This is a genomic window from Sulfitobacter sp. IGS-18, assembly GCF_059628195.1.
The window spans coordinates 3,630,111-3,644,738 of the sequence record NZ_CM184556.1 but is presented as its reverse complement, the minus strand read 5'-3'; the positions used below and the strand labels follow the sequence as shown (position 1 = coordinate 3,644,738).

General features: G+C 62.1%; 14 protein-coding genes. 8 read left to right on the top strand and 6 right to left on the bottom strand.

Features of this window, described 5'->3' with window-relative positions; genetic code table 11:
- Position 1 precedes the first annotated feature (1 nt).
- The 7 genes from ACWNZ3_RS17705 (at position 2) to ACWNZ3_RS17675 (ending at position 8,079) form a co-directional block, all read left to right on the top strand.
- On the top strand, positions 2-637 hold the full coding sequence (locus tag ACWNZ3_RS17705) for a sugar transferase (protein ID WP_269362585.1): 636 nt from the start codon (positions 2-4) through the stop codon (positions 635-637).
- A 198-nt stretch (positions 638-835) separates the two neighbouring features.
- Entirely contained in the window at positions 836-2,722 is a 1,887-nt protein-coding gene (locus tag ACWNZ3_RS17700) for a polysaccharide biosynthesis protein (protein WP_269362587.1), read from the top strand.
- A gap of 118 nt (positions 2,723-2,840) precedes the next feature.
- Positions 2,841-5,039 (top strand): YjbH domain-containing protein, encoded by a 2,199-nt coding sequence (locus tag ACWNZ3_RS17695; RefSeq protein WP_496900728.1) that lies wholly within the window; start codon positions 2,841-2,843, stop codon positions 5,037-5,039.
- Complete coding sequence (locus ACWNZ3_RS17690; protein ID WP_274573649.1) at positions 5,036-5,737, top strand: YjbF family lipoprotein; 702 nt, start codon at positions 5,036-5,038, stop codon at positions 5,735-5,737. The genes ACWNZ3_RS17695 and ACWNZ3_RS17690 overlap by 4 nt, the downstream gene beginning before the upstream one ends.
- Positions 5,738-5,776: 39 nt before the next feature.
- Positions 5,777-6,631: an SDR family oxidoreductase gene (locus tag ACWNZ3_RS17685; RefSeq protein ID WP_496900727.1), complete on the top strand. Its 855-nt coding sequence runs from the start codon at positions 5,777-5,779 to the stop codon at positions 6,629-6,631.
- Positions 6,621-7,229 carry an exopolysaccharide biosynthesis protein gene (locus ACWNZ3_RS17680; protein WP_269362594.1) on the top strand — a complete coding sequence of 203 codons (609 nt, stop codon included), beginning with the start codon at positions 6,621-6,623 and terminating at the stop codon, positions 7,227-7,229. Before ACWNZ3_RS17685 ends, ACWNZ3_RS17680 begins: the two co-directional genes overlap by 11 nt.
- Before the next feature lie 70 nt (positions 7,230-7,299).
- On the top strand, positions 7,300-8,079 hold the full coding sequence (locus tag ACWNZ3_RS17675; protein ID WP_496900726.1) for an ion transporter: 780 nt from the start codon (positions 7,300-7,302) through the stop codon (positions 8,077-8,079).
- A 13-nt stretch (positions 8,080-8,092) separates the two neighbouring features.
- Here ACWNZ3_RS17675 and dxs read toward each other — a convergent pair whose 3' ends face one another.
- The 5 genes from dxs to ACWNZ3_RS17650 form a co-directional block, all read right to left on the bottom strand.
- Positions 8,093-10,021, bottom strand: coding sequence for a 1-deoxy-D-xylulose-5-phosphate synthase (gene dxs, locus ACWNZ3_RS17670; RefSeq protein ID WP_496900725.1), 1,929 nt, complete (start codon positions 10,019-10,021; stop codon positions 8,093-8,095).
- Positions 10,022-10,035: 14 nt separating this feature from the next.
- On the bottom strand, positions 10,036-10,902 hold the full coding sequence (locus ACWNZ3_RS17665) for a polyprenyl synthetase family protein (protein ID WP_496900724.1): 867 nt from the start codon (positions 10,900-10,902) through the stop codon (positions 10,036-10,038).
- 5 nt (positions 10,903-10,907) lie between these two features.
- Positions 10,908-11,150: an exodeoxyribonuclease VII small subunit gene (locus tag ACWNZ3_RS17660; RefSeq protein WP_269362601.1), complete on the bottom strand. Its 243-nt coding sequence runs from the start codon at positions 11,148-11,150 to the stop codon at positions 10,908-10,910.
- A gap of 127 nt (positions 11,151-11,277) precedes the next feature.
- Positions 11,278-11,979 (bottom strand): response regulator, encoded by a 702-nt coding sequence (locus ACWNZ3_RS17655; RefSeq protein WP_269362602.1) that lies wholly within the window; start codon positions 11,977-11,979, stop codon positions 11,278-11,280.
- Complete coding sequence (locus ACWNZ3_RS17650; protein WP_114273858.1) at positions 11,976-12,488, bottom strand: MarR family winged helix-turn-helix transcriptional regulator; 513 nt, start codon at positions 12,486-12,488, stop codon at positions 11,976-11,978. Before ACWNZ3_RS17650 ends, ACWNZ3_RS17655 begins: the two co-directional genes overlap by 4 nt.
- 147 nt (positions 12,489-12,635) lie before the next feature.
- Here ACWNZ3_RS17650 and ACWNZ3_RS17645 point away from each other — a divergent pair, with 147 nt between their 5' ends.
- Positions 12,636-13,505, top strand: coding sequence for a branched-chain amino acid aminotransferase (locus ACWNZ3_RS17645; protein WP_496900723.1), 870 nt, complete (start codon positions 12,636-12,638; stop codon positions 13,503-13,505).
- A 45-nt stretch (positions 13,506-13,550) separates the two neighbouring features.
- Here the strand turns inward: ACWNZ3_RS17645 and ACWNZ3_RS17640 are convergent, their stop codons facing one another.
- On the bottom strand, positions 13,551-14,495 hold the full coding sequence (locus ACWNZ3_RS17640; RefSeq protein ID WP_496900722.1) for a cyclase family protein: 945 nt from the start codon (positions 14,493-14,495) through the stop codon (positions 13,551-13,553).
- Between the last annotated feature and the right edge of the window lie 133 nt (positions 14,496-14,628).

Here is a 14,628-nt window from a genome sequence, read left to right as displayed (position 1 = left end):
AATGACCTGGCGCAAACGAATTTTCGATCTGTTCTTTGCCTCTTTGCTGGTGGTGATCCTTGGACCGGTCCTGATCTGGCTGCTGATCTATCTGCTGATCAAGGAAGGCCGCCCGCTGTTCTTTGTGGCGGAGCGGATGAAGGGGCTGGATGAACCGTTCAATCTTTGGAAGCTGAGGACGATGACCGTGGTCGACAGCGATCAGGGCGTGTCCGGGGGCAATAAATCATCCCGGATCACGGAAACGGGTGCCTGGTTGCGGGCCAAGCGGCTGGATGAGTTCCCGCAGCTTTGGAACATCCTCAGGGGGGACCTGAGCTTTGTCGGGCCGCGCCCGCCCCTGCGGGAATATGTCGAGCGCTTTCCCGAGATCTATGGCGAGGTACTGAAATCGCGGCCCGGCGTGACCGGCCTGGCCACGATCCGGTTCCACAAGCACGAGGAGCGTCTGCTTGCACGTTGCGAGACCGCTGCGGAAACCGATGATGTCTACTGCCGAATCTGTGTCCCCAGAAAGGCGCGGCTGGACCTCATTTACCGGGAGAATCAGTCGACGTGTTATGATTTTGACTTGGTATTCCAGACCATCGGTAACTTATTCAGGCGCAAAGGTAGGCCAAAAACCGCCAATAAATAAGGCATTTTGCCTTTATAGGTGCATTTGACGGCAACCTGTTGGAAACCGGACTGTGATTGTTGGCGGAGATCGTGTAATAAAACTCCTGTTTTTGAACAAAAATTTGCCGGGGGATCACCACGCTGCCAATGACGGTCGCGCGCTGTAACCCATGTGTATCTGATATATTTCCACCTGGGTGAGGGCGACTTTAACTCTATGCTGAACCTGATCAAATCCTTTTCCAAGCGCCAGAAGCGCGGCATTTTGCTGACCCTCGATTCCATTCTGGTCGTATTTTCCATCATGTTTGCCATCGTGGCGCAGGCGCTGCCGGGCGGGCTTGTGGCGAACATGATCGCCTATATTCCGGTCCTGCCCTATGTGCTGCTGGTCGGCATCGGCGTTTCCATGTGGCTGGGTGTCTGTGCAATCCAGTTGAACTCCTATGAAACCGCGGCAATCGGGATGACCGGCGTGTTCGCGATGTTCCTCGCCATCACGTCGATTATCGTGTCGAACATTTTGGGTCTTGGCATGCCGCTGGGTGTCCATCTGGTGTTTGGTGCGGCGTTCTTTTCTTCCGTGGTGATCAGCCGGGCGGTCTTGTTGCAGCTGGTGCTGGCGATTTACCGCCGCTCCACTTCGCGGTGCCGGGTTCTGATCTACGGCGCGGGCACCACCGGAACGCAGCTGGTGTCGGCCCTGCGCGGGCATGAGAACATCGAGCCGGTTGCTTTTGTGGATGACAACGCGGCCATTCAGGGCCTCAGCGTGGCGCAGCTGCCGGTGTACAATCCCCTGCGGATTGCCGAGGTCGCGCGGGAAAAGAAAATCGACCGGGTGCTTCTGGCGGTTCCCTCGCTGAGCCTGCCAAAGCAGGCCCAGATTGCCCGTCGGCTCGAAAAGATGGGGCTGGAGGTGCAGACCCTGCCATCCTTTGCCCAGCTTATCGGAGAAGAAGCGCTGGTCGACAAGCTGACACCGCTGTCGGCGCACCGCTTCCTGAACCGGGATGAAGTGGATGACACGATCAGCGAAACCACCGCCTGCTATACGCAGAAGGTGATCCTTGTATCCGGTGCCGGCGGGTCCATCGGCGCAGAACTGTGCCGTCAGGCGCTGGACCGTCGCCCGACAAAGCTGGTTCTTTTCGAACTGAGCGAATTTGCGCTTTACAACGCGGACATGGAACTGCGCCAATTGTCAGAAGGCCGCGCGATCGAGATCGTGCCTGTTCTTGGCTCCATCACGGATGCGCGGCAGGTCCGCAAGGTCATGACGGAGCACAATGTTCAGGTGGTCCTTCATGCGGCAGCCTACAAACATGTTCCGCTGGTCGAGGCCAATCCGCTTTCCGGACTGGTCAACAATGTCTTCGGGACCCAGACACTGGCCGAACAGGCGGCGAAGGCCGGGGTGGAACGGTTCATCCTGATTTCCAGTGACAAGGCGGTGCGGCCCACCAACATCATGGGAGCCTCCAAGCGTTTGGCCGAACTGGTGATACAGGACATGGCGCGCCGGTCTGCGGCCAAGTCGGGCGGAACGATCTTTTCGATGGTACGCTTTGGCAACGTGCTGGGCTCCTCCGGTTCCGTTGTGCCGCTGTTTCAGGATCAGTTGAGCCGGGGCGGTCCGCTGACGGTGACCGACAAGCTGGTGGAACGGTATTTCATGACCGTTCAGGAGGCGGTGAGGCTGGTTCTGCAGGCAGGTGCCATGGCACAGGGCGGAGAAGTATTCGTGCTGGACATGGGCAAGCCTGTTTCCATCTTTCAGCTCGCCCGCCAGGTCATCGAAAGCGCGGGCTATACCCTGCGTGACGAAGACAACCCGGATGGTGACATCGAAATCGAGTTCACGGGCCTGCGCGCCGGTGAGAAAATGGTCGAGGAGCTGACCCTGTCCGGAGAGCGGTTCCCGACCCAGCATCCCAAGATTTTCGCAACCCGCGAAGAGGGGCTTTCGGAGATCGAGATCGCATCGGCGACCCGGCGCCTGCGCGAAGCTTTCGTTGCATCGAACGAGGACATGGCCCGGGGGGTCGTGATGCGCTGGGTCGAAGGCTATGCCAAACATGCGCGCGAGCGGAAAACCTCCTGAATATGTCGCAGTAATGTCTCTATCCCCTTGTGGCTGTCCCAGCCTGCGGGGGAATGGTTGATTTCTGGGATTGTGGTTGGCAGAACCAGCTAAGGTGTCTCAGAAAGAGGACAACAGCGTGTCGCAGGTAAACGGGAAAGCCACTACAGGGGCCTGGCGGTCTGCGCCGGTCAGGGGAACCTGCCTTGCGCTCTCCATCTCGGCCGGAATGCTGGCGCAGCCGGTCCTTGCCGATGACACCTATGATATCTTCGCTGTCCCGGATCGGCCGACGCTGAATTTTTACGGCTCTCCCGGTCTGATCGACATGCCGACAGGCGAGGTCCTGCCCGACGGGCAGATCACGGTCGGCGTCTCCAACTTTGGCGGAATCACCCGGACCACGCTGACCTTCCAGGCCACACCGCGCCTTTCGGCCAGTTTCCGGTATGTCGGCATCCAGGACTGGAACACCGACGGCTTTGAAACCTATCGCGACCGCAGTTTCGACCTGCGCTACCAGGTGCGCAAGGAAGGCCGGATCTGGCCCGCCATCACGGTCGGCCTGCAGGATTTCGCAGGCACCGGTATCTATGCCGGCGAATATGTCGTGGCGACCAAGACCTTTGACAATATCGGTAGCATTCCCGGCGCCTTCAAGGTGACGGCGGGTCTGGGCTGGGGCCGGTTGGGCAGCTCAGGCTCAATTGGTGCGCCCTTTGGTGGGCCGCGCCCCGCATTCGACGCCCAAAGCCGCGGGGGCAGCCCGTCTTTCGATCAGTGGTTCCGTGGCGATGCCGCCCCCTTTGCCGGGGTTGAATGGCAGATCAACGACCGTTGGGGGCTGAAGGCGGAATACAGTTCCGATGCCTATGAGGCCGAAACGGTCACGCGCAGTGTCTTTACCCGCAAGTCGCGTTTCAACTTTGGCGCAGAATACCAGTATTCGGACCGGTTGCGGTTCGGGGCCTATTATCTTTACGGTTCCGAATTCGGCTTCAACGCGCAGTTGCAGTTCAACCCGAAACAACCGCCAACCCCGACACGGGTGCTGCCGACCGCTCCGATCGAGCCACGCCCAAGCCGGGCAGCGCAGCCGCAGGCCTATGACACCGCCTGGTCGCAAAACCAGAATGCGGCGCAGACCATGCGTGACAGGCTGAAGCCGGTTCTGGAAGATTACGGGCTGACCCTTGTATCGCTGAAGGTCTCGGCGTCGAGCGCGGAACTGCGGATGCGCAACGGGACCTATCGTGCCATGTCCGTTGCAATCGGGCGTGCCGCGCGGGCGATGGCGCAGGTCCTGCCCGCCTCTGTCGAGACGTTCCGCATCGTGCCGATGCAGGAAGGGCTGGCGCAATCGGCGGTGATCATGCGCCGGTCCGATCTGGAAGCGCTTGAATTTGATCCGCAGGCCGCAGATGCCCTGCTGGCGGTGACCGGTTTCGGTGCCGCGTCGCCCGATCTGCCGGGTGCGGCGGTCAATGCCGATCTTTATCCCGACTTCTCCTGGTCGTTCGGACCCTATGCCGATCCGAGTTATTTCGACCCCGACAATCCGGTGCGTGTCGATGCCGGCCTGAGGGCGGATTTCAAGTACCGCCCGGCACCGGGCTGGGAAATCGGCGGCCTGGTCAAACACCGCCTGTTCGGCAACGTCGGTGACAGCGCAAGGCTCAGCAACTCGCAGCTGGCGCGGGTACGGACCGACGGCATCCTTTACGCGCGGGCCGGTGATACCAGCCTTGAGAACCTCTATGTCCTGCGCCAGTGGAAACCCGGCAACGATGTCTATGCCCGGGTGACCGCTGGTTACCTCGAACGGATGTTCGGCGGGATTTCTGCCGAGGTCCTTTGGAAGCCGGTGGCAAGCCGTCTGGCACTGGGGGTCGAGGCAAATTACGTCAAGCAGCGCGATTACGGCGGCCTGGGTTTCCAAAGCTACGGCGTCGCCACCGGTCATGCCTCGGCCTATTATGATTTTGGCGGTGGTTACCTGGGGCAGGTCGATGTGGGTCGTTACCTGGCAGGTGATGTCGGTGGCACGGTGACCGTGACCCGCGAATTCTCGAACGGCTGGCGCATCGGCGGGTTCTTTACCCTTACAAACGTCTCCTCGGCCGAGTTTGGCGAAGGGTCATTCGACAAGGGCATCAACCTGACCATCCCGGTCAGCTGGTTCCTGGGTACCCCCGGCACGCGGACGGTCAATACCACCATCCGGCCGATCCAGCGGGACGGTGGCGCGCGTCTGAACGTTCCGGGAAGGCTCTATGAACAGGTCCGGTCGGGCCATCGCGATGCAATCGAGAGCGAATGGTCGAGGGTTTGGGAATGATGCGTGCGATCTCTTTGATGGTGATGGTCTCTGCCCTTGCCCTTGCGGGGTGCAGCAGCAACCCCAACGGCGGTGATCCTGCCCTTGCCGCGTCCCGGGCATTGTTCGATTCGATCAAGTCCAGGGCTGCAGGCGCCGGTGCCCCCGCTGGCCCGCCCATTCGTATCGACGTGACCCGCAAGCAGTTGAACCAGACCCCCGGTCCGGTGATGCAGGTGATCCCCGACAATACGCAGGCGCAGGATTTCCTGCGCTTGATTGCCCGCCGCGACGACAGCAATCCCGGCACAATCGAGGTCTGGCAATCGTCGGATGATGCGCAGGTGATCCTGCGCAACGGCGTTCTGGTGGGCACCAAGGGGCTGGGCGGCGACATACGCTCTGCCGAGGCGGAGGCAGCCTTTGCCGGGTTTGACGGGCAGGGTGGGGGCGGTCAGCGCCTGATCACCATCGACCGCACGAACGGGACAGCGCAGACGGTCGCTTTCTCCTGCGACATGACCCAATTGGGGCGCGAAACCATCCAGATCGTGGATCAGCGGATCTCAACCTACCGGATGCGCGAAGATTGTTCCAATGGTCAGGCCAGTTTCACCAATGAGTACTGGGTGGAAACCGGCAGCGGCCGGATGCGCAAGTCCCGGCAATGGGCCGGGCCGACCTTTGGCTATATCGACTTCCTGCGCCTTCAGGGCTGAGCCCTTGTTCTGACGCGGGTTCGGGTGCAGGTTGCGCAGATGGACAACACCCTTCTTTCACTTGGCCACGGCTATTCCGCGCGGGCGCTGGCGGCGCGCCTGATCCCGCAGGGCTGGCGGGTCATCGGCACGACCCGCAGCGCGGAGAAACAGGATGAAATTGCCCGCACCGGTGTGGAACCGCTGTTGTGGCCGGGCACCGATCTGCGCCCGCTCCTGCATGAGGTCCGGCATGTCCTGGTGTCGGCGGGGCCGGGGCCCGAAGGTGACCCGGTGCTGGCAGCACTTGGTCCTGACATCGCGGCAATTGCGCCACGCCTGCGCTGGCTGGGGTACCTGTCGACCACCGGCGTTTACGGCGATCACAAGGGCGCTTGGGTGGACGAGCAGACACCCCTGACCCCCGCCACAAAGCGCGGTCAGGCACGGGTAGAGGCCGAAGCTGCCTGGCAGGCGATCCCTGACCTGCCGCTGCACATTTTCCGGCTGGCGGGGATCTATGGACCGGGCAGGGGGCCCTTTGCCAAGGTGCGCCGTGGCACCGCCCGGCGCATCATCAAAAAGGGGCAGGTGTTTTCGCGTATCCATGTGGAAGACATCGCGCAGGCGCTGGTCCTGTCAATCGCCCGGCCCGATCCGGGCGCGATCTATAACCTGTGCGACGACGACCCGGCGCCTCCGCAGGACGTGATCGGCCATGCAGCAGAGCTTCTGGGCCTGCCGCTGCCCCCGGCAGAGGATTTCGAGACGGCGGAAATGACGCCCATGGCGCGCAGTTTCTACGCCGAGAGCAAGAAGGTGCGGAACGATCACGCAAAGCAGGCGTTAGGCTGGGACCCCCAATTCCCGAACTACCGCACCGGACTCGCTGCAATGCTCAAGAATGACATCTGATCCTGAAACCGCCGATACAGACGACAAGAACCAAACGTTAAGTCATCTTCTGGACGGCATGGATCATGCTGCGCGCCGCGATACCGTGTCGGTGCAGGATGTGCTGACCGAATTCGGCGACCGCACCATCACGCCCTTCATCCTGCTGATCGGGGTTCTGCTGGTGTCCCCGATCTCCGGCATTCCCGGCATGCCCACCATTGCCGCGTCGATCATCGTGATCATGGCGGTGCAGGCCTTGTCCGGACGCCGCCGCCTGTGGCTGCCCGATTTCCTGCTGCGCCGCACCATCGCGAGCGGCAAGCTGCGCAAGGCCGTTTCCTGGATGCGCAAACCCTGTGCCTTTCTGGACAGGCATTCCCACCAGCGCCTGATGTTCCTGACCCGGGGGCCGATGCGCTGGGTCACTCTGGCGGCCTGCGCCGTGATCCCGCTGGGCTGGCCGCCGCTTGAGGTGCTGCCCATGGTGTCCTCCATCGGCGGCGGAACCGTCGCCTTGCTGGCCTATGGCCTGTACACCAAAGACGGCGTTTACGTGCTTTTGGGCTACATCATGATCGCCATATCGGCGGGTGCCATCCTGTCGTTCTGGCCGTGACGCTTCGTCCCTTGTTCGCATCGTGACCAGGCTCCATATAGGGTCCAAAGATTGAGGCAGGCCGCAGAAAATGAACTTGAAATCCTTTGTCGAAGCACCGCGTTTCAGCAGTTTCATCATGGGGGTCATCATCTTCAACGGGATCCTGCTGGGGTTGGAAACCTCACAGGTTGCGATGGCCCATGCAGGCGGGCTGATCGTGTTGCTGGACAAGCTCTGCCTGGCGGTCTTCGTCGTCGAACTGCTGCTGAAACTCGTCGTTCACCGCTTCCGGTTTTTCCGTGATGGCTGGAACATCTTCGATTTCGTGATTGTCGGTGTCTCACTGGTTCCGGCGGCGCAGGGTTTCAGCGCGCTGCGGGCCCTGCGTATCCTGCGGGTGCTGCGGCTGGTCTCTGCCGCGCCGCGCCTGCGCCGGGTGGTCGAGGGGTTCATCACCGCCCTGCCGGGCATGGCATCCGTCTTTTCCCTGATGGCGCTGATCTTTTACATCGGTGCGGTCATCGCGACCAAGCTCTTTGCCTACAGCTTTCCCGAATGGTTCGGCACCCTGGGCCGATCCGGTTATTCCCTGTTCCAGATCATGACCCTGGAAAGCTGGTCCATGGGCATCGTCCGCCCGGTGATGGAGGTCTATCCGCTGGCATGGCTGTTCTTCATCCCCTTCATCATGGTGACGACATTCGCGGTGGTGAACCTGCTGGTCGGTCTGATCGTGAACTCCATGCAGGACGCCCACCATGAGGAAGAGAATGCCGAAACCGGTGCCTACCGGGACAGCGTAAACGAGCGCCTGATCGCGATCGAGGAACGCCTTGACCGGTTGCTGGAGCAGCAGAAGGCCAAGTAGCTGCTGCGCGGCCTCAGGCCCGCTGCACCCCGATCCGGGTCACGCCCAGAACATCCAGTACCTTGGCCTCGATCTGTTCGGCGTTCATACCCGCAACCGCATACATATCTGCCGGTGAGGCCTGGTCGATGAAGATGTCGGGCAAGACCATGGAGCGGTATTTCAGCCCCTTGTCAAAGACACCTTCCTCCGCCAGCAATTGCGCCACATGGCTGCCAAAACCACCGACGGCACCTTCCTCGATGGTGATCAGCGCTTCGTGATCCGCCGCCAGGGACAGGATCAGGTCGCGGTCCAGCGGTTTGGCGAAACGTGCATCGGCGATGGTGGGGGTGATCCCCTTGGCCGCCAGCGCCTCGGCGGCTTTTTCGACCTCGGCCAGCCGGGTGCCGAAGGACAGCAGCGCCACGCGGCTGCCCTGCCGGATCATCCGGCCCTTGCCGATCTCAAGCGGTTTGCCGCGCTCCGGCATGTCCACGCCGTTGCCCTCGCCACGGGGAAAACGAAAGGCGATGGGCCCGTCGTCATGGGCAGCCGCCGTGGCGACCATGTGTTTCAGCTCCGCCTCGTCCGCGGCGGCCATGACGACAAAGCCGGGCAGGTTGGCAAGGTAGGCCACATCGAATGCGCCCGCATGAGTCGCCCCGTCAGCCCCCACCAGACCCGCGCGGTCGATGGCAAAGCGGACCGGCAGGCGCTGGATCGCCACGTCATGCACCACCTGGTCGTACCCGCGTTGCAGGAAGGTCGAATACATCGTGCAGAAGGGCCGCATCCCGCCGGCAGCAAGCGCGGCAGAAAAGGTCACTCCATGCTGTTCGGCGATGCCCACGTCAAAGCAGCGCGACGGATAGCGTTCGGCGAAAAGGTTCAGCCCGGTGCCATCCGGCATCGCAGCGGTCACGGCGCAGATCTTGTCGTCCTCTGCCGCTTCCTCCAACAGGGTCTTGGCAAAGACCGAAGTATAGCTGGGCGCGTTGGAAGGTGCCTTTTTCTGTTCGCCGGTGACGACATTGAACCTGGACACGCCGTGCCCCTTGTCCCGCGCGTTTTCCGCAGGGGCGTATCCCTTGCCCTTCTTGGTCAGCACATGGATCAGGATCGGCCCCGTCGCCCGCGCCCTGACCGTGCGCAGCACCGGCAGCAACTGGTTCATGTCATGCCCGTCGATGGGGCCGAGATAGGAAAAGCCCAGCTGTTCGAACAGGGTGCCGCCCACAGCCATGCCCTTGAGCATGTCCTTGGCGCGTTTCGCGCCCTCACGGAACGGATAGGGCAGCAGGCTGACCGCGCCCTTGGCCGCCGCCTTGAAATCCTGGAACGGTTCTTCGGCATAAAGGCGGCTGAGATAGCTGGACATCGCGCCCACCGGCGGGGCGATGGACATCTCGTTGTCGTTGAGGATCACGATCAGGCGCTTTTTCAGGTGACCTGCGTTGTTCATCGCCTCATAGGCCATACCGGCCGACATCGCCCCGTCGCCGATTACCGCAATCGCATCGCCCAGACCTTCGGGCACCACACCGCCCAGATCACGCGCCACGGCAAAGCCGAGCGCCGCGCTGATCGAGGTCGAACTATGCGCCGCGCCAAAGGGGTCATAGGGAGATTCGCTGCGCTTGGTGAACCCGCTCAGCCCGTCCTTTTGGCGCAGGGTGCGGATGCGGTCACGCCGCTCCGTCAGGATCTTGTGTGGATAGCACTGGTGGCCCACGTCCCAGATGATCTTGTCACGGGGGGTGTCAAAGACCGCGTGCAATGCGACCGTCAGCTCAACCACGCCCAGCCCGGCGCCCAGGTGTCCGCCCGTTTCGGAGACGGCAGAGACGGTCTCGGCCCGGACCTCGCGGGCAAGCTGAATGAGCTGGGTATCGGTCAGCCCGTGCATGTCAGCAGGGCGCTTGATCTTGTCCAGCAGCGGTGTGGCGGGTTGGTCAGGCATGTCTGCCCCCTCTGTCAATTCCTGCGGGTGACGGCAAAACGCGCGGCGTCCCGCAGCGTCTCGGCGTCTTTGCCATATACGTCAAGCGCATCACAGGCTGATTGCACCAGATCCTGGGCACGCTGTCTGGCTTCTTCAAGGCCCAGCAGGGACACGAATGTGGCCTTGCCTGCCCTGGCATCCTTGCCGGTGGCCTTGCCGACGGTAGCGGCATCACCCTCGACGTCCAGAATGTCATCTGCGATCTGAAAGGCAAGACCAAGCGCACCGGAATAGGCCGCCAGCGGTGCGGCATCTGCGCCCGCCATCCGCGGCCCGGCCATGGCGGACCAGCCGAACAGTGCGCCGGTCTTGCCCTGCTGCAATGCGGTGATCTGATCAAGCGTGAGCGGAGACAGGGCTGTTTCCGCCGCGATATCCAGCGCCTGGCCCAGCACCATGCCCCGCGCGCCGGCAGCCTGCGCGAGGGTGCGCGCCAGTTCCATGCGGGCGCTGTCATTGCCCGCATCGGGATGGGTGACCAGTTCGAAGGCCAGGGATTGCAACGCATCACCGGCCAGAACGGCTGTCGCCTCGTTCCAGGCGACATGCACCGTCGGCGCGCCGCGCCGCAGATCATCGTCATCCATGCAGGGCAGATCGTCATGTACCAGACTATAGGCATGCAGCGCTTCGATCGCAGTGGCAGGCCAGATCGCTTGCTCGGGGGATATCCCGTGCAGCCGGGCCGATTCCAGCACCAGAAATCCGCGCAGACACTTGCCGCCACGGGTGGCATGACCCATCGCCATGACAAAAGGCAGATCGTCAAATGACCCCAACACCCGCTCAAAGTGCTGTGCCACGGCATCCGCCGCCTCGGAGAGCCTGCTTTGGAACACCGCAGCTACAGGCCTTCGACCGCCTTGACACCGGTGGGGTTGCCATCGCCATCCAGCGTGATTGCGGCAACCTTTTCCTCGGCTTCTTTCAGCTTTGCCTCGCAGCGAGCTTTCAGGGCGGCGCCGCGCTCATAGAGCGCGATACTCTCGTCCAGCGCGACATCGCCACGCTCCAGTTGGCCCAGGACCTTCTCCAACTCCGCCATGGCGGTTTCAAAACTCATTTCTTCAACGGGTGTGTCGGACATCGGAGCCTCACTGATCATAGGTTGCGGCACAATAGCGATGATCGCCGATGGCTGCCAGCCATGCCCCCGCTTCTTTTTGGCAAAAATATTCTGGGGGCACACAGCCCCGGCGGTTGCAACAAGCGCGTCAGTCAGGGGCCAGCATGTAGCCCGCGCCGCGCACTGTCTGCAGGTATTGCGGCTGCTTGGGGTTCACCTCGATCTTGCGCCGCAGCCGGGTGATCTGCACATCCACCGCGCGTTCCTGGGCCTGACCCCGGTCACGGCCCAGTTCCTCGACCAGGCGTGCACGGCTCATCGGTTCGCCGGGCTGAGCGGCAAATATCCGCATCAGCTGCACCTCGGTCGCCGTCAGCCGGACCAGCTCGTCGCCCTGCCACAGCTCGCCGCGCTCCATGTCGTAGCGGTTGTGGCCCAGCGACAGAACCTTGGGCGCGGTATCCTCCGGCCGGGTCTCGGGCATCCGGCGCAGGATCGCGTTGATCCGCAGCAGCAGCTCCTTCGGCTCGAACGGCTTGGCGAGGTAATCATCCGCCCCTGCCTCCAGCCCTTCGATCCGGTTCCCGGTCTCGCCCTTGGCCGTCAGCAGCAGGATCGGGGTCTGCCGGGTTTCGCGCAGCGAGGCCGTGAGGGTAAGACCGTCCTCGCCGGGCATCATCACGTCCAGCACGATCAGGTCGAAATCCAGCCCCGACAGGATGCGCCGCGCATGGGCGGCGTCCCGCGCGGCGGTCACCAGGAATCCGTGCCGCATCAGGAATTTCTTCAGCAGGGTGCGAATGCGTTCATCGTCATCGACGATCAGCAGATGGGCGTCCATGGCGGTCATCCCCCGGTCTCGCGCAGCCGCGCATAGCTTGCACGCATCTCTGGGTCCATCATCGCCTCCAACACCTTGCGGAACCCTGCGACCGCTTCTGGCCCCGCTTCCCTGAAGGCAGCCCGCAACCGGGCGCGCTGCGCATCGGACAACTGCCGTTCCAGGGCCTTGCCTGCGTCGGTCAGGTGCAGATGGCGTTCACGTTTATCGTTCCGTCCTACCTTGCTTTCCACCAGACCATCCGCGATCAGGGTCCGCAACACACGGTTCAGTGACTGTTTCGTAACGCCAAGGATGTTCAGCAGGTTGTTCACCGTGGTGCCCGGCGCCCGGTTGATGAAGTGGATCGCCCGGTGATGCGCCCGGCCATAGGCCAGATCCATCAGAATTCGGTCGGGATCGGCGGTGAAGCCGCGATAGGCGAAGAACATCGCCTCGCTCCCCTGGCGCAGTTGTTCGTCCGTCAGAAACAGCAGGTTCTCGCCACCGATCCCTGTTGGGGCGCGTCCGTCCGCCATGATGTACCTCTTTGCCTTTGAGGGGGCATATTACGTCAGCCTTGTTGACACTCCAAGAGCGAAACGATAGTCATCCACAACTTTCACGACATAAAGTGTCCGACGCGGGCCTTGTCGCGCAACATTATTCAATCAAGGGGTGAAAAAATGGTAGGTGCCTATGATGACCGGGATGGTCACATCTGGATGGATGGCAAGATGGTCGATTGGCGCCAGGCCAATGTGCATATCCTGACCCATGCGATGCATTATGCCTCTTCCGTCTTCGAGGGGGAGCGTGCTTATGGCGGCAAGATCTTCAAGAGCCGCGCCCATTCGGAGCGTTTGAAACGCTCTGCCGAGATGATTGATTTCGAAATCCCGTACTCCGTGGACGAGATCGAGGCCGCCAAGGCCGAGGTTCTGAAAGTATCCGGTCTGACGGATGCCTATGTCCGTGCGGTGGCCTGGCGCGGCGCGGGCGACGACATGGGGGTCGCTTCGGCCCGCAACCCTGTCCGGCTGGCGATTGCTGCCTGGGAATGGGGTGCCTATTACGGCGACGCCAAGATGAAGGGCGCAAAGCTCGATATCTCCAAATGGAAACGTCCCAGCCCCGAGACGATCCCCGTCCATGCCAAGGCGGCGGGCCTTTACATGATCTGCACCATGTCCAAACACGCGGCTGAGGCCAAAGGATGTTCCGACGCCTTGTTCATGGATTATCGGGGCTACGTGGCCGAGGCGACGGGTGCCAACATCTTTTTCGTCAAGGACGGCGAGGTGCATACGCCTGACGCGGATTGCTTCCTTAACGGGATCACGCGCCAGACGGTGATCGGAATGCTCAAGGACAAGGGCATTGCGGTGCATGAGCGCCATATCATGCCGGAAGAGTTGGAAGGCTTCGAACAATGCTGGCTGACCGGCACGGCAGCCGAAGTGACCCCGGTGGGACAGATCGGCGATTATACCTTTGAAGTCGGCGCGATGACCCGCGAAATCGCGGAAAGCTACGAAAAGCTGGTCCGCAGCTGAGATAGCCCAAAGCAGAGGCGGGACCCCGGGGTCCCGCCCAGAGGTTCAGTACAGCGCGACAGGATTGACCATTGCCTGCACCGTTCCCTTGATCCGGGGCTGGCCCAGCACAAACATGAACTCGTTCACCCCATCACGCAGCAGCGGGCCGACATTCATGGTTTCCAGAATATAGATCCCGTTGTCCTTGAGCAGGGTGACATGGCCGTAGAACACCTTGTCTCCTTCTGCGGCGGGGATCGCGTCCAGCCCCCAGGTGTCCGCGCCCACCGCCATCGGGTTGAGCGAGGCGAGATAGACCGCGCCTTCGTTGGTCAGGCCGGGTTCGGCGCTGCCCCATAGCATCGGGTCGCTTTCCAGCATGCCTTCGGTCCAGCCGGTGTGAAACAGGATGATGTCACCCTCACCCATGGTGACACCCTGTGCCTCGGCGGCGGCCTTGATTTCTGTTGATCCGAAGTGTTCCCCGGCTTCCATGACCTCCTTGCCGAGGTGTTTCGCCATGTCGATGATCACAGCCCGCCCGACCAGTGGCGGCACATCATGGGTGCCCAGTTTGGTCAGGCCGGTGATGGCGGAAATCTCCTTTTCGTCGAGGCAGTTGTAGTAATGCCCGCCTTCGCCCAGATGCCCCAGCCCGTCCAGTTGCGAGCCGATGCCGATCCAGGTTTGCAGGATATCGTCGTTGTAGTTGCCCTCGTAGCCGAAGCTGGTCAGCTTCTGCCCGCCCTGCTGGTTGGGTTGCACCACCTGCAGGTTCAGCGACCGGGGCGGAAAGGCCGGCGTGTCCGGGCCGATGGTGATGCCCAGCGGCATGGATTTGCCCTGTTTGATCAGTTTGGCCGCCTCCAGCGTGCGTTCCGGCGTCACCAGGTTGGCGGAACCGATCGTGTCATCCGCACCCCATTTCGAAGGCGCGCAATCCTGCGCGAAACTCGCAGTCGCCCCCAGCACCAGCGCGGCCAGTGTCACGGTCATCATTCTTGTCATGGTTTCCTCCCTAGGATTAGGGGCCTCGGGCGAGATTCGCCTGGGCCCTGCGCAAAGGTTACACGAAATTTCCCCAATCACGGGAATCCCCGGCGAATTGGCCCGGGCTGAAACCGGCAGGTGCAGGGCGGTT